The sequence below is a fragment of the Sphingomonas sp. ERG5 genome (assembly GCF_000803065.1).
Classification (GTDB): Bacteria; Pseudomonadota; Alphaproteobacteria; order Sphingomonadales; family Sphingomonadaceae; genus Sphingomonas.
The window spans coordinates 166924-182020 of the sequence record NZ_JSXI01000018.1; the positions used below are offsets into that span (position 1 = coordinate 166924).

General features: G+C 64.9%; 16 protein-coding genes. 4 read left to right on the forward strand and 12 right to left on the reverse strand.

What is annotated here, in order from left to right; translation table 11 throughout:
• Positions 1 to 6: 6 nt before the first annotated feature.
• The 6 genes from OO12_RS06275 to OO12_RS06300 all read right to left on the reverse strand — a co-directional run bounded on the left by OO12_RS06275 (position 7) and on the right by OO12_RS06300 (position 7243).
• Complete coding sequence (locus OO12_RS06275; protein ID WP_034157785.1) at positions 7 to 396, reverse strand: hypothetical protein; 390 nt, start codon at positions 394 to 396, stop codon at positions 7 to 9.
• The gene (locus OO12_RS06280; protein WP_034157987.1) at positions 393 to 845 is read right to left on the reverse strand and encodes a TIGR01244 family sulfur transferase; all 453 of its coding nucleotides are present in this window, start codon (positions 843 to 845) and stop codon (positions 393 to 395) included. Before OO12_RS06280 ends, OO12_RS06275 begins: the two co-directional genes overlap by 4 nt.
• A 55-nt stretch (positions 846 to 900) precedes the next feature.
• Positions 901 to 1395 (reverse strand): hypothetical protein, encoded by a 495-nt coding sequence (locus tag OO12_RS26745; protein WP_052215587.1) that lies wholly within the window; start codon positions 1393 to 1395, stop codon positions 901 to 903.
• A complete protein-coding gene (gene recQ / locus OO12_RS06290) occupies positions 1392 to 3164 on the reverse strand; it encodes a DNA helicase RecQ (protein ID WP_034157786.1) in 1773 nt (590 codons plus the stop codon). Before recQ ends, OO12_RS26745 begins: the two co-directional genes overlap by 4 nt.
• Positions 3165 to 3209: 45 nt before the next feature.
• Entirely contained in the window at positions 3210 to 5336 is a 2127-nt protein-coding gene (gene dcp, locus OO12_RS06295; RefSeq protein ID WP_034157787.1) for a peptidyl-dipeptidase Dcp, read from the reverse strand.
• 71 nt (positions 5337 to 5407) lie between these two features.
• Positions 5408 to 7243: an ABCB family ABC transporter ATP-binding protein/permease gene (locus OO12_RS06300; RefSeq protein ID WP_052215589.1), complete on the reverse strand. Its 1836-nt coding sequence runs from the start codon at positions 7241 to 7243 to the stop codon at positions 5408 to 5410.
• 116 nt (positions 7244 to 7359) lie between these two features.
• On the opposite strand from OO12_RS06300, the gene OO12_RS06305 reads away from it, so the two are divergent.
• Complete coding sequence (locus OO12_RS06305; RefSeq protein WP_034157789.1) at positions 7360 to 7590, forward strand: hypothetical protein; 231 nt, start codon at positions 7360 to 7362, stop codon at positions 7588 to 7590.
• A 68-nt stretch (positions 7591 to 7658) separates the two neighbouring features.
• Positions 7659 to 8075 carry a hypothetical protein gene (locus OO12_RS06310; protein ID WP_034157790.1) on the forward strand — a complete coding sequence of 139 codons (417 nt, stop codon included), beginning with the start codon at positions 7659 to 7661 and terminating at the stop codon, positions 8073 to 8075.
• Between the two features lie 26 nt (positions 8076 to 8101).
• Here OO12_RS06310 and OO12_RS27900 read toward each other — a convergent pair whose 3' ends face one another.
• The 5 genes from OO12_RS27900 to crtY form a co-directional block, all read right to left on the reverse strand.
• Entirely contained in the window at positions 8102 to 8290 is a 189-nt protein-coding gene (locus tag OO12_RS27900; RefSeq protein WP_160296747.1) for a hypothetical protein, read from the reverse strand.
• Positions 8291 to 8425: 135 nt separating this feature from the next.
• Positions 8426 to 9376: a phytoene/squalene synthase family protein gene (locus tag OO12_RS06320; protein ID WP_034157792.1), complete on the reverse strand. Its 951-nt coding sequence runs from the start codon at positions 9374 to 9376 to the stop codon at positions 8426 to 8428.
• A 60-nt stretch (positions 9377 to 9436) separates the two neighbouring features.
• Positions 9437 to 10018: a TIGR00730 family Rossman fold protein gene (locus OO12_RS06325; RefSeq protein WP_034157793.1), complete on the reverse strand. Its 582-nt coding sequence runs from the start codon at positions 10016 to 10018 to the stop codon at positions 9437 to 9439.
• On the reverse strand, positions 10015 to 11508 hold the full coding sequence (locus tag OO12_RS06330) for a phytoene desaturase (protein ID WP_034157794.1): 1494 nt from the start codon (positions 11506 to 11508) through the stop codon (positions 10015 to 10017). Before OO12_RS06330 ends, OO12_RS06325 begins: the two co-directional genes overlap by 4 nt.
• Positions 11505 to 12680, reverse strand: a complete 1176-nt coding sequence (gene crtY / locus OO12_RS06335) for a lycopene beta-cyclase CrtY (RefSeq protein ID WP_034157795.1) — start codon at positions 12678 to 12680, stop codon at positions 11505 to 11507. The genes OO12_RS06330 and crtY overlap by 4 nt, the downstream gene beginning before the upstream one ends.
• Before the next feature lie 226 nt (positions 12681 to 12906).
• Between crtY and OO12_RS06340 the strand changes: the two genes are divergently transcribed.
• The gene (locus tag OO12_RS06340) at positions 12907 to 13731 is read left to right on the forward strand and encodes a hypothetical protein (RefSeq protein WP_034157796.1); all 825 of its coding nucleotides are present in this window, start codon (positions 12907 to 12909) and stop codon (positions 13729 to 13731) included.
• 15 nt (positions 13732 to 13746) lie between these two features.
• Here OO12_RS06340 and OO12_RS06345 read toward each other — a convergent pair whose 3' ends face one another.
• Positions 13747 to 14361 (reverse strand): glutathione binding-like protein, encoded by a 615-nt coding sequence (locus OO12_RS06345; protein ID WP_034157797.1) that lies wholly within the window; start codon positions 14359 to 14361, stop codon positions 13747 to 13749.
• Positions 14362 to 14448: 87 nt separating this feature from the next.
• Here OO12_RS06345 and OO12_RS06350 point away from each other — a divergent pair, with 87 nt between their 5' ends.
• Complete coding sequence (locus OO12_RS06350; protein ID WP_034157798.1) at positions 14449 to 15054, forward strand: TetR/AcrR family transcriptional regulator; 606 nt, start codon at positions 14449 to 14451, stop codon at positions 15052 to 15054.
• The last annotated feature ends 43 nt before the right edge of the window (positions 15055 to 15097 follow it).

Below are 15097 nucleotides of genomic sequence, written 5' to 3' on the forward strand. Positions count from 1 at the left end.
GGCTGCTTACACTCTTGTCAGCGACGCTTCCAGTCCGCGTACATCCTCATCGATCACGCCGAGCAGCACGACGCCGCCGAACAGGCGCTCGCCGGTGTCGATCTCGACCCCCTCGACCGCCGGACGGATGCGCAGTGGCGCGAGCAGGCGGCGCGCGGCGACCTTGGCGCCGTGGCGCTTCAGCACCGCGATCGCGCCATTGCCCGCGACCAGGGCGGCATTGCCGTCGGTGCTGACGATCGCGGCGCGCGCTTCGAATCCAGCAAGCATGTCCTCGGCCATTTCACGCGCCTTGGCCGCATCGCCGATCCGGCTCTCACCCAGCTTGAGCAGATGCGCGATCCCGGCCAGGCCAAGAATCGCGACCAGGCTGCCGCCAAGCTGGATCCAACTCATCTGCCCGAGGCCCCGGAATTTCCCGAAGACAACGCATCGAGCAGCGGCCGGATGCCGGTCAGGTCGTATCCGGTGGCGGCGGCCTTCGCCATCACGGTGTCGGGATGATCGCCCATCTTGACCCGTGCCAGCGCCCAGAGATTGCACGACCGCGTGCCCGAGCGGCAATAAGCCAGTACCGGTCCGCCCGCATCCTCGAGCGCCGCGACCATCGCATCGACCTGATTGCCGGAGAAACCCGAATGCGTAACCGGGATCTCGGTATATTTCAGGTGCAGCGTCTCCGCGATCAGCCGGATCGCCGCGCCCTCGGGCTGGCCGGCCTCCTCATCGTCGGGCCGGTTGTTGATGATCGCGGTAAAGCCGGCGCGCGCGATTTCGGTCACGTCGGCGGGCGTGATCTGCGGGGCGACCGAAATCGAGTCGTCGATGGGGCGGATATTAGTCATGACCCCGACCTTGCCGCCCGCCGCGCGCAAAGTCGAGATGGCTGCGGACAAGGAATTATTGTTGGAGATCCTCATAGCCGACAAGTGCTGAGGTCACCGCCGCGTCGCGCGCATATTTCCTGCGCAATGCCGCCGCCTCGGCATCGATTCCCTTGCAGGTTTCCGCGACCGCCTTTTCCAGCTCGGCGCGGCGTTCTGCATCGTAATCGGGCTCGCCGATGAAATGCTCGCAATCCTCATAGCGCGCGACGAAACGCTGCATGTCGCCGGGCAAGCCGCGCGCCTTGGGATAAATGGTCAATTGCTGTTCGTTGAAGGCTGAGGCTTCGTCAGGCGTGGGTGATGGCGTTTCGACCGGCGCGGGAGCCGCCGGTATGGGCGTGGGATTGGTGGGGGAGGGCGTTGTGGGCGAAGGTGCCGGGGAGATCATCACCGCCTCATTTTCCACCATCATTGGCGCGCCGGTCGCGGTCGCGACATTGCCGGGCTGAGATTCCGACGTGCAGCCACACAGGGCGGCGCTCGCGATCAATGCCGCCAGGACTCTCATGCCGCCTCCCGGATCACCTGCAGGAACGCCTCGCCATAAGCCTCGAGCTTGCGCGCGCCAACGCCGGAGATGCGGCCCAGCGCGGCGGCATTGGGGGGGCGCGAGGTCGCCATCTCGCGCAGTACCGAATCGTGGAAGATGACATAGGGCGGCACGCTCGCCTCCGCTGCCAGCGCGCGGCGCTTGGCGCGCAGTGCTTCGAACAACGGGTCACCGGTCGGATTGGCCGCCGTGCTGGCCCCGCCACGACGACGGCGCTCGCGCTTCGGTTGGACGATCAGCGCCACTTCGGCCTCGCCCTTCAGGATCGCCTTGGCCTCGGGCCCGAACTCCAGCCCGCCGAAATCATTGGCGCGCAGCGCGTCGCGCAGCAGCAGCGCACGCGCCACCGGCTTGATCAGCGCGGCTTCCTCGGGCGAGGAGGCAATGCCGAACACGCCCAGCGCTTCATGCCCGTTCATCAGGCTGCGCTCGCTCGACTGACCGGTCAGGATGCTTTCGATATAGCCGACGCCGAAGCTTTGCCCGGTGCGAAACACCGCGGAGAGGAATTTGCGCGCCACTTCGGTCGCATCGACCGCGCTCGGCGGGCTCAGACAATTGTCGCAATTGCCGCAATTCTCCGGTGCATCGTCGCCGAAATGCTTGAGCAGGATGCGCCGTCGGCACCCCGCCGTCTCGACCAGCGCGCCGAGCGCGGTCAGCCGGGTGCGCTCACCGGCCTGGCGATGCGGCTCCACCTCCGAAATGCGTTGCCGCGCCTTGGCGAAATCCTCCGCGCCCCAGAACAGATGTGCGATGGCGGGATCGCCGTCGCGACCGGCGCGGCCGGTCTCCTGATAATAGGATTCGATCGATTTGGGCATGCCGGCATGCGCGACGAAGCGCACATCGGGCTTGTCGATACCCATGCCGAACGCGACCGTCGCGACGATCACCATATCCTCGCTGGCGACGAAATCGGCCTGGTTCCTCGACCGGACATGCGGTTCGAGCCCGGCATGATAGGGGCGCGTCGCGCGGCCCGTGGCGGCGAGTTTCTCGGCCAACTGCTCCACACCCTTGCGTGTCTGGGCATAAACGATGCCCGGGCCCGGCTGCTCGGCGATCAGGTCGGCGATCTGCCGTGTCGTATTGTCCTTCGGGCTGATCATGTAGCGGATATTGGGCCGGTCGAAGCCGGCGACGATCATGCCCTCGCGGGGAATACCGAGCTGATCGAGGATGTCCGCGCGCGTCACGGCGTCGGCGGTCGCGGTCAGCGCGAGGCGGGGAACATCCGGGAAATGATCGAGCAGCGGGCGGAGCAAGCGGTAATCGGGGCGGAAATCATGCCCCCATTCGGACACGCAATGCGCTTCGTCGATCGCGAACAACGCGAGCGGCGCCTGACCCAGAAGATTGCGGAAACTCTCGCCCGATGCGCGTTCCGGCGCGACATAGAGCAGGTCGAGGTCGCCGCGCCGGAAGCGCGCGATCGTCTCCATCTGGTCGGTATCGACCGAGGTCAATGTCGCCGCACGGATGCCCACCGCCGATGCCGCGCGCAACTGGTCGTGCATCAGCGCGATCAGCGGCGAGACGACCACGCACGTACCCTCGAGCGCCACGGCGGGCAGCTGATAGCAGAGCGACTTGCCCGCCCCGGTCGGCATCACCGCCAGCGTATTCTCGGCCGCGAGCACGCGGTCGACCACTTGCCGCTGTACCCCGCGAAACTCGGGAAAGCCGAAAGTGGATTGCAGGACGGGCAGGGGATCGATCGACATTGCTGCCGACCTAGAAGCCCCTGCCGTCAATCGCAACGGCGACGCCTATTTCGCGTTCAGCCCGAGATAGTCCAGCATCGGACCGACATCGGGATCCTTGCCGTAGAAGGTCTTGAACATCGGCCCATAATCCTGGGTATGGCCGCGCGACAGGATCAGGTCGCGGAAGCGCTGGCCATTGGCGCGGGTCAGCCCGCCATTGGCGACGAACCAGGCATAGGCGTCATGGTCGAGCATCTGCGTCCAGGCATAGGCATAATAGCCCGCGGCATAGCCGCCGCCCCAGATGTGCGAGAAATAGCTGCTGCGATAGCGCGGCGGGACCTTGTCGGTCTCCAGCCCCATCGCCGCCAGCGCTTTAACCTCGAACGCATCGACATCCTGTTTCGGCGCATCGGCGGGCAGCGAATGCCATGCCATGTCGAGCTGCGCGGCCTCCAGCGCTTCGCCAGTGGTATAGCCCTGGTTGAATGTCGCCGACCTGCGGATCTTGTCGACCAGCGCCTGCGGCATCGCCGCCCCGGTCTGATAATTCACCGCATAATGCGCCAGCACCTTGGGATCGAGCGCCCAATGTTCGTTGAACTGCGACGGGAATTCGACGAAATCGCGCGCCGTGTTGGTGCCCGACAGACTCGGATAGACCTGGTCCGCAAACAGGCCGTGCAACGCATGGCCGAATTCATGGAACATGGTCGTTACATCGTCGAAGCTGATCAGCGCCGGCTTGCCCGCCGCCGGCTTGGTGAAATTGGCCACATTATAGATCACCGGCTTGGTGCCGAGCAGCTTGGACTGGCCGACAAAGTTCGACATCCACGCGCCGCCCGACTTGTTGTCGCGCTTCCAGTAATCGAAATACATCAGGCCGATGGTCGTGCCGTTCGCCTCGGACACCTCGAACACGCGGACATCGGGATTATAGACCGGGATGTCCCTGCGCTCCTTGAAGCTGATCCCGTAAAGCTGGTTCGCGGCATAGAAAACGCCGTCTTTCAATACCTTGTCGATCTCGAAATAGGGTTTCAACTGGTCTGCGTCCAGGTCGTATTTGGCCTTGCGCACCTGGTCGGAATAGAAATCCCAATCCCAGGGCTTCAGCTCGAAAGCGCCGCCGGTCTCCTTGATCCGCGCCTGGATCTCGGCCGCTTCGCTGCGCTGCTTTGCCGATAAAGCGGGGCCGAACTGCTTGAGGAAATTGCTGGCCGCGCCCGGCGTCTTCGCCATCTGGTCGACCAGGACATAATCGGCAAAGGTCGGGAAACCGAGCAATTTGGCCTTTTGCGCGCGCAGCACCGCCAGTTCGGCGATGGTGGCGCGGGTGTCGTTGGCGTCGCCCTGTTCGGTGCGCGTCCAGCTTTTCTCGAACAATGCCTGGCGCGTGGCGCGATCGGTCAGCGACGCGAGCGCCGGCTGCTGCGTGGTGTTCTGCAGCGGCAGCACCCATTTGCCTTTCAGCCCACGATCCGTGGCGGCCTTCGCCGCGGCGGCGATGCCGTCGGCGCCAAGTCCGTCGAGCTTCTTCACATCGTCGACCACCAGCCCGCCGACCTTGGTCGCGGCGAGCAATTTCTGCTGGAATGCGGTCTGCAGCGACGCGATCTGTGTGTTGAGCGCACGCAGGCTGGTCTGGTCGGCGGCCGACAGCTGCGCCCCGGCGCGCACGAACTGCTGATAATCGACCTCGAGCAATTGTGCCTGTTCAGGGGTCAGCTTGAGCGTCGCCTTTTGATCATACAGCGCCTTGACCCGCGCGAAGAGCTTGGCGTTGAGATAGATCGCATCGGAATGCGCGGTCAGCTTGGGCGAGATTTCGGTATCGATCGCCTGCAGCGCGTCATTGGTATCCGCCGAGCTGAGCGCGGAAAAGACCTGGCTGACTCGGCCGAGCATCTGGCCTGATCGTTCCAGCGCGGCGATCGTGTTGTCGAAGGTCGGGGCGGCCGGGTTGTTGGCGATGATCGCGATCTCGACCAGCTGCTGCTTCATGCCTTGCGCGAACGCCGGCAGATAGTCGCTGTCCTTGATCTTGCGGAAATCGGGCGCCTGGTACGGCAAGCCGCTTGCCGTGGCGAAGGGGTTGGCGCGCGCCGGCGCCGCTGCGCTGCTGGCGGGCGCACTCCACAACGTGGCGGCAAGGGCGGTGGTGGTAAGCAAACGTGTGACGATCATGGCCATTCCTTGGGGAGTTCAGGCGTGTCTTGTTGGTCGCGTGGCGGCGAACGGCAAGTGAAATCGACCCATTACTCCGCCGCCATCACCCCGTCCTCATCGGCGCGCTCCTGCGCCTGGCGGTTCCACATTTCGGCATAGAGCCCGCCCTTGCGCAGCAGCTTGGCATGCGTGCCGCGTTCGACCACCTGACCCGCCTCGAGCACGACGATCTCGTCGGCATTGACCACGGTCGACAGGCGGTGGGCGATGACGATCGTGGTGCGCCGCGCGGAAATCGCCTCGAGCGTGTCCTGGATCTCGCCCTCGGTGCGGCTGTCGAGCGCACTGGTCGCTTCGTCGAGGATCAGGATCGGCGGATTCTTGAGCAGGGTGCGGGCGATCGCCACGCGCTGCTTCTCGCCGCCCGACAATTTCAAGCCGCGTTCGCCGACCCGTGTCTGATACCCGTCGCTCTGGCCCTCGATGAACCCGGCGATCGCCGCACCGCGCGCGGCGGTTTCGATCTCGTCCTGATCCGCGCCTTCACGGCCATAAGCGATATTGTAGCCGATCGTGTCGTTGAACAGCACCGTGTCCTGCGGCACGATGCCGATCGCGGCGCGCAGGCTCGCCTGGGTGACCTGTGCGATGTCCTGGTCGTCGATCGTGATGCGGCCACCGGTCAGATCGTAGAAACGGTACATCAGCCGTGCGAGCGTGGACTTGCCCGCGCCCGACGGCCCGACCACCGCCAGCGTATGGCCGGCCGGGATATTGAGGTCGATGCCCTTCAGGATTTCGCGCCCGCCATTTTCCGGATCGTCATAGCCGAATCGCACATCCTCGAACCGGACATGGCCCTTGTCGACGACCAGCGCCGTCGCACCCGGTGCATCGACCACTTCCGAGGGCGTATCGATCAGGTCGAACATCGACCCCATGTCGATCACGCCCTGGCGGATCGTGCGATAGACCATGCCGAGCAGGTCGAGCGGGCGGAACAGCTGGGCGAGCAGAGTCGAGACGAGCACCACGTTACCAGCGGTAAAGCGCCCGCTGCTCCAGCCCCACACCACCAGCCCCATGCCGAACGCCATCATCATGTTGGTGATCAGCGCCTGGCCGATATTGAGCCAGGCGAGCGAATTCTCGCTGCGCACCGCGGCGCTGGCATAGGCCGCCATCGCCGCATCGTAGCGCTTCGCCTCGCGTTCCTCGGCGCCGAAATATTTCACCGTTTCGAAATTGAGCAATGAATCGACCGCATGGCTGACCGCGCCGGTGTCGAGGTCGTTCATCTGCGTGCGCAGCGCCGCGCGCCAGTCGGTCACCGCGCGGGTGAAGGCGATATAGGCGACCACCATGATCAGCGTGGCCGTGACCAGCCAGCCGCCGAATTTGGTCCAGAAGATGCCGACCACCATGGCCAGCTCAAGCACGGTCGGCGCAATGTTGAAGAGCAGGAAATAGAGCATCGTGTCGATACTCTTGGTGCCGCGCTCGACCACCTTGGTGACCGCGCCGGTGCGCCGTTCGAGATGGAAGCGCAGCGACAATTGGTGAAGGTGGCGGAACACCGTCGCGGCGAGCCGCCGGGTCGCATCCTGGCCGACACGCTCGAACACCGTGTTGCGCAGATTGTCGAACAGCACCGATCCGAAACGCGCGGCGGCATAGCCGATGACCAAGGCGAGGATCAGCGTCGTTGCGCTGCGGTCGCCTTTGGCCATGCCGTCGACCGCGCCCTGCAGCGCGAACGGGGCGCCATATACCTGCACCACCTTCGACACGACGACCAGCGACATCGCCAGCACGATGCGCAAGCGCAGCGCCGGCGCATCGGCGGGCCAGAGATACGGGAGGAACCGCCGGAGCGTCGGCAGGAGCGGACGCTCTCGGGATGTCGGTTCGGTCATTGGCGGCATAGGGATGCTATGTAGGTCACCCGTACCGCCGGTGAAAGGTCAATCCCCCGGACAATCATTTCATGGAACCGGAGTGTCGGTTCATCGATTTATGCCCGTGATACGGGAGACGAGACATGGAACCGCTGTTCTACGTCATGGCGATCATGGGATGTTCGGACGGCAGCGCCAATTGCGCCGAGGCGCGGGTCGAATCCGCGCGCTATGCGACGATCCAGCAATGCCAGGCGGCGATGCCCGCGGCGCTCACTCGCAACAGCGATATCGACTATCCGGTGGTCAGCGCCGCCTGCCGCGCGAATGGGGAGCGCATGGTGCAGCTGAAGCAGGATCGCCGCACCAGCTGAACGCGATTGGCCGGGTCCCGGCGAGCTGATAGATCGGCCCCTGTCGTTCGGACGATGGGGGCTTTTTCATGGGCAAGCGGATCTTGAGCGTCGTCCTCGGCGCGATTGCCGCAATGGCGATCGTCTCGCTGGTCGAACTGCTGGCCGGGAGGCTCTATCCACTCGGCGGGGAACTCGACGTCGCCGATGCCGATGCCGCCGCTGCGATCATGGGTGCCGCACCGTTTCCGGCGAAGCTGCTGGTGGTGCTGGCCTGGTTTCTCGGTGCGCTTGGCGGTGCCTGGCTGGCGTTGCGGATTTCGGACTGGCGCTGGTCGGGCTGGATCATTGCCTTGCTGGTTGTTGCCGGCGCCATCACCATGATCGTGATGCTGCCCCATCCGCTCTGGATGCAGGCCTGCGCGATCGTCATGCCGCTGATCGGCGGATGGATCGCGGTGCGCGTTCACCACAAGCCCTATCCGGGGGAACCGTTACTCGGTTGAAACGGGCCTGTTTTGCGGAAACAGGCCTATTCTGCTGAAACAGGGTCGCGCTCGATCGGCAGCGACCAGCGGATCTGGTCGCGCAGCAGGGCTTCGAGCTCCTGCGCCCCGACATTATGCGCGGCAGCGCGTTTGCGCAGCAATGACGCCAGCAGCGCCGCCCGGCTAGGGGGTTCGGGCCGGGCGGCGCGCCCCTGCGCCAGAGCGCGGGACAAGCGAAGGGATAGCATGGTCACGTCGCCAGCGATGCTGGATACGGGGTAACCAATCGGTGACTGATAATGGTTAGCGCGGCATTGTCCGGTTCGATTCAGGATCTCGCGGGCCCGAATCCGCGGTTTCATGACCTTTCAGACGCGCGGTCGTGTCCATAATGCCGGGCTGCGCGGCGCGTCCGGATAGAGCGCCCGCCGCCTTATGGCCTGGCCCAGGGCACGACCGATAAAACCGATCTTCGCTACCTTGGACGTCGTCACGCGGTGATCCCAGGCATGCTCGCCACTCGCGGCGACCTTGCGCGCGATCGCACCATAGATGCCGGCAGCCGACAACACCGCCCAGGCCGATCGCAGGTCGAGCTTCGTCGTCCCAATCCGCGAACTTGCCTCGAACAAAGCGGCGCGATCGGCCAGCCGCCGCGCCAGCACCGCCAGACGGCCGCGAAATGGCGGCTTCATATGCTGGCCGGGCGGGATATCCATTTCGACCAGCCAGTCCTCGGGCACATAGCAGCGCCCGACCCGGTCATCTTCTTCGATATCGCGGGCGATATTGGCGAGTTGAAACGCCATGCCCAGGTCGCACGCGCGGTCGAGCGTCGCGTCATCGTCGGGCGACACGCCCATGATCACCGCCATCATGCAGCCGACGACGCCGGCGACATGATAGCAATATGTGTAGAGATCCGCCTCGGAACGCGGCCGCCAGTCGCGCGCGTCGAGCGCAAATCCTTCGATCAGGTCGCGCGCGAATTCGTGCGGCAGACGCGTCTCGGCCGCGACGATGCGCAGTGCGTCGAACGCGGGGTCGTCGACATGCTCGCCGGCCAGCGCCGCTTCGGTCATCGCCCGCATGCGCTCGAGCCGTTCCGGCGCGTCGGTCACGACGCTCATGTCATGGCCATGGTCCTGCCCGTCGGCGATGTCGTCGCAGGCACGGCACCAGGCATAAAGCAGCCAGGCGCGTTCGCGTGTCGCGGGGCCGAACAATGTGCTGGCGGTCGCGAAGCTCTTCGATCCGCGTGCGATCGAGTCCCGCGCCGCGATGACGACCGCGGCGCGGGCGGGGAGGGCCAGGCTCATCTTATTCTTTCCGCTCGGAACGAGCGGGGGGATGGAATGTGCACTGCGACGAGGAAAAACTCACAGGTCGGACGCGCTCATCGTCGTGATCGCCTTGATCGGCTGGCTGTCGGCCATCTTCGCCAGCAACCCGTCGATCGCGGTATCGACGATCAGCAGGCCCTGATGCTGCGCGCGCACGAAACCGACGTCACCCATCTTGTGCCAGAAGGCGACCAGATGGTCGTAATAGCCGGCGACATTGAGCAGTCCGACCGGCTTGGCATGATAGCCGAGCTGCGCCCAGCTCATCGCTTCCCACAACTCGTCCATTGTTCCCGTCCCGCCGGGCAGGTTGACGAAGCCGTCGGACAGGTCGGTAAAGGCCTGTTTGCGCTGGTGCATCGTCTCGACGACATGCAGTTCGGTGCAGCCTCTGTGCGCGACCTCAATGTCGACCAGCGCCTGAGTGATGATCCCGATCACTTCGCCGCCCGCCGCCAGCGCGCTGTCGGCGACTGCGCCCATCAGCCCGAGCCGCCCGCCGCCATAAACCACACCGATGCCGCGCTCGGCGAGCAGGCGGCCGACGTCACGGGCGGCCTCGATATAGACTGGGTCGGCGGGGGTGGCGGACCCGCAATAAATGGCAAGACGCTTCATTTCGCACTCTCCAGCATCAGGGCTGCCGTCGCCTTGGCGCTGCCGACCACGCCGGGAATGCCCGCTCCGGGATGCGTGCCCGCGCCGACGAAATACAGGTTGGGAATATGGTCGTCGCGATTATGCACGCGAAACCAGGCGCTCTGCGTCAGGATCGGCTCCAGGCTGAAGGCACTGCCGAGATGCGCGTTGAGATCCTGGGCGAAATCATTCGGCGCATAATGGAATTTGGTCACGATCCGCTCATGGATATCGGGGATCAGCCGCCGCCCGACTTCATCGAGGATGCGCTTTTCCAGGATCGGTCCGACTTCGTCCCAATTGACCGGGAACTTGCCCATGTGCGGCACCGGCGCGAGTGCATAGAAGGTCGAATGCCCCTCCGGCGCCAGCGATGGGTCGGTCACGGTCGGGTGATGGAGATAAAGCGAGAAATCCTCCGGCAGGATGCCGGTGTCGTAGAGATCGGTGAGCAGGCCCTTATAGCGTGGCCCGAACAGGATCATGTGGTGCGGGATGCCCGGCCAGGTGCCCTTGATGCCGAAATGGACCACGAACAGCGACGGCGAATAGCGTTTGCGCTCCAGCTTCGCCTTGGTGCGCTGTGCGCTGCGCGACGTCTTCAGCAAGTCGCGATAGATATGCATGACGTCGCCATTGCACGCGATCATGTCGGCGGTGCCGACCCAGCCGCCCTTGGTGGTCACGCCGGTCGCCTTGTCGCCAAGCGTCTCGATGCTCGTCACGGGATCATCGAGGCGCAGCTTTCCGCCCAACCGCTCGAAATGCGTCACCATGCCGGCGATCAGCTTGTTGGTCCCGCCCATCGCGAACCACACGCCGCCATCGCGCTCCAGCTTGTGGATCAGGGCATAGATCGCGCTGGTGGTCATCGGATTGCCGCCGACCAGCAAGGTGTGGAACGACAGCGCCTGACGCAGATGCTCGTCCTTCACGAAGCTCGACACGATCGAATAGACCGACCGCCACGCCTGATATTTGGCCAGTGACGGTGCCGCCTTGATCATCGAGGCGAAGTCGAGGAACGCGACATGGCCGAGCTTTTCATAGCCTTCGCGGAACACCCCGGCGGAATAGTCGAGAAACTTGCGGTAGCCGGCGACATCCTCGGGATTGAGCTTGGCGATCTCGGCGTTCAGCACCTGGTCGTCATTGGTGTAGTCGAAACTGACGCCATCGGGCCAGTTGAGCCGATAGAAGGGCGTGACCGGTTCCAGTGTGACGTCGTCGGCCATGTCGCGCCCGGTCAGCGCCCATAATTCCTGCAGGCAGGGCGGGTCGGTGATCACCGTCGGCCCGGCATCGAACGTGAACCCGTCCTTCTCCCAGACATAGGCGCGGCCCCCGGCCTTGTCGCGCGCTTCGACAATGGTCGTGTCGACGCCGGCCGATTGCAGCCGGATGCCGAGCGCAAGCCCGCCGAACCCGGCACCGATGACGATGGCGGAACGTGGTGGCGCGCTGCTCATCGCATGCCGCCGGTGATACCGCCTGTGATGGCGCGGAGCGCGCGGCCGATCGGGACCGGCGGCTTGCCGGTGAGAATTCGGGCCTTGTCGGTCATGGTCGAACGTCCTGCATAAAAACGGCCTATAAGCGCAGGCGACAGTCGATAGAAGCGCTCAAGGACCCGGTAACGCTCTTCGGGTTCCGCGGCACGGAACAGCATCTTGTCGAGCATCCGGTAAAAGCCGCGTTCACGCCATGTGCGCCGGGCGAAACCATATGTCAGATCGTGCAGCGCCTTGCCCGACAGGTCGGTCGATCGCGCGACCAGCGCGGCGGTGCGTACCGCGTCGGGCAGCGAATAGCCGGTGGTCGGGTGGAACAGCCCGGCGCGCATCCCGGCCTTGGCGGTCTTGTTGCCGCCCGACCGCCAATATTCCTCGAAATCGCCGCCCATCGTCACCGGCAGCACCCCGGTCTCCTCGCGCGATGCCTGTTCGATCGCCCAGCCGCGCGCGGCGACATAGTCGTGGATCCGGTCGGCCAGTACCGCGCGGTCGAGATCGGGCGTGTCGCTATAATAAGTGTCCTCGACGAACATCCGCGTCGCCGCGAAGGGCAGGCAATACAGGAAGCGATACCCGTCGAGCTGCGGCACCGTCGCATCCATCACCATCGGCCGCGGCTCATCATGCGGTTCGGTCAGGCGGAATTCGCGACCCATGAATTTCTGCCAGCCGACCTCAAGCATGCCGAGGTCGCCGGGTCCGCGCGCGTCGATCACACCTTTTGCTTCGATCCGGTCGCCATCCGCCAGCACCACCGCGCTCGCGCTCGCGCCGAGCACCTTGCGCCCGAGAATCAGCGCGTCTCCCGGCAATGCCGTCCGCACCACCGCATCGAGCCGCTCGGATTCGATCGAATAATAGCTTGCCGCGATCGTCCGTCGATGCGCGGGAAACGCGATGTCGTATGATTTCCAGCCAAAGCTGATCAGCGGCGCGACGATCCAGCGATCTTCTTCCGTGATATCGCTGGAAAAGAACGACCAGACATGATTGCCGCCGATCGTACCGCTGCCTTCGATCAGCCGCACGTCGAGCATGGGGTGGCGGCGCTTCAGCGCCAGCGCCATCAGCCCGCCGGCAAGCCCCGCGCCGACAATCGCGACATCGCAGGAAATGATCGTCGCCATGGCGTCAGCGCCTAACCGATCCACGTCTCCGCGCAAGCGCGGAATGGGGCGGAATGACGACGCGGTACAGCCTGTCGTTGGGGCGTATGCGCTCGCCCGTCGTCAAATCGCTTGTCTTCAATGTCGCCCCCGCCCGCTTTCGACCTGGATAAGGGGTCGATCGCGCCGCGTCACCTGGCTTGCAGCGCGCGCCGCCGATGCTAGGAATTGCGCAGGGAGATTGCCGATGCGCTTGTTCGGGCCTGGGGCGCTGGCGCTGGCCGCGACGATATTGATCCCCTCGGCGCAGGCGGGGGAAACCGGCAGGCCATCGACCATCCCGACCGCCGATCTTGCCACTGTCGCCGCGCGCGGCGCTGAAATCTATGCCTTCGATCAAGCCGCCTGGCACAGCACCGATGCGTTGACGGCGCGCAAGCTGCCGATCGATGTGATGCACGCGATCCGCGGCTGGGTGGTCGAGCCGGCAGGCGACGTGCTGACCGTGACCTATTATGGTCTGAGCGGCACGACGCCCTATGCGATCTATGTCGCTGAGTATCGCGACGGCAGGATCGTTGCCGATCGCGTGCCCGATGCGACCGGCGATCGCAGCCTGTCGGCGCAAGCGGTGCGCATGGCGGCGGCGCATGACGTGGCGATGGCGCAGCCCTTCGGCGCTTGCGTCGAGCGGCCGTTCAACACCGTCACCCTGCCGCCGCGTCCCGGCAGCGGGGTCATCCCGGTCTATCTGCTGACCCCGATGCTGAAATGGAATGCCTATCCCGTTGGCGGACACCATGAGGTGGATATCGGCGCCGACGGCACGGTGCTGGCGACGCGCGACTTCAGCAAAGGCTGTATGGTGGCGGAGCTACCCGACAAGCCAATGCTGTTCCCGGCCGTGTCGCATCTGCTCGATCCGCAGCCGACCGAAATTCACGTCTACCTCTCGCTCTGGTCGCGCCGGCCGATGATCGTCGGCACGCCGGACAATGTCCTGTGGAATGTCGATGGCACGAAAGTCGCGAAAATGGACGTGAAAAAGGCCGGCGCCACGCGGAAGAAGTGACGCCGGCCTCCGGCTTCACGCCGCTTGCAGCAATGGCATCTCCTCAGCCATCGCCCGGGCGACCGATGACCGCCGCCGTGTCTTCGTCCGCCAGCCCAGCAGCACTGGCCAGTCCGCGATCGGCACGCCGGCATGTTCGCACCAGTTGAGAACGGCGAGCAGATAGGCGTCGGCGACGCTGAAGCTGCCGATGAGATAATCCTGTCCGTCGAGCTGCCGCGACAACAGGTCGAAGCGTTTCGCGATCATGCCTCTTGCCCATTCGCGCGCGCCGTCGCTCGACTTGTTCGTCATCAGCGGGGAGAAGATGCCCTTGTGGATCTCGGTCGCGACGAAGTTCAGCCAGCGCATCATCTGATAGCGCTCCTCGGTATAAGGCGGCGGCGCGAGCACGCCCTCGGCGGCAAGGTCGGCGATATAGGTCAGCACGACCGGCCCCTCGCTCAGCACCATGCCCCCCGCTGTTTCCATCGCCGGAACATAATTCATCGGGCTGATCGCCGCGAACGGACGGCCGTCGGGCAGCGGCTGGCCGGGAACGACGCGAATGAACTCGGCATCGAGCTCGGCTTCCTCGATGGCGATCCGCGTTGCGAGCGAGCAGGCTAAGGGGGTGAAATACAGCTTCATGATGATTCTCCCTGGGGCACGATTGATTTCTGTACTATTTCGCATAATATAAGCTCGGTCAATGATTCTTTGCGAAACGGTATATAATTGTCGAAACCGCCAACCGAACCAGTTGCCAAAGGCCGATCCCGCGGCCGCCCGCGGGGTTTCGATCTCGACGTTGTCCTCAAGGCGGCGAGCGAGCGCTTTCGCTCGCGCGGTTATGCGGCGACGTCGCTTGACGACCTGGTCGATGCGACCGGCCTGGCGCGGCCCAGCCTCTATGCGGCCTTTGGTGACAAGCGCGCGCTCTACCTGGCGGCATTGGCGCGCGTCAGCGCGCGTGCCGAGCGCGGTTTCGACGCGATCGCGGCGCAGCAGCTTGGCTTGCGCACCCTGGTCGAATGCATGCTGATGTTCACGATCGACGGCTATCTGACCGGCGAGAATGGTCCCTCGGGCTGCCTTGCGGTGAGCACGGCCAGCGCCGAATCGGCATCGGACCCCCAGGTGCGCGGGGCGCTGGCCGATTTCCTCGCCATGGAGGATCGCCGGATCGAGGAATTGCTCGCCGCCGCCGGCAGCATGCACCCCGCCGCCCATGCCCGCATCGTCGCGGCGGTGATCCATTCGCTCAGCGTCCGCGCGCGGGCCGGAGAACCGCGCGAGGCGCTTGAGCGGATCGCGCGGGATTGCGCCGCGCTGGTCGGATAAGGGGCCGCGTGACGCGAGCGACCAAGCGTCTATAAGGGCGCCA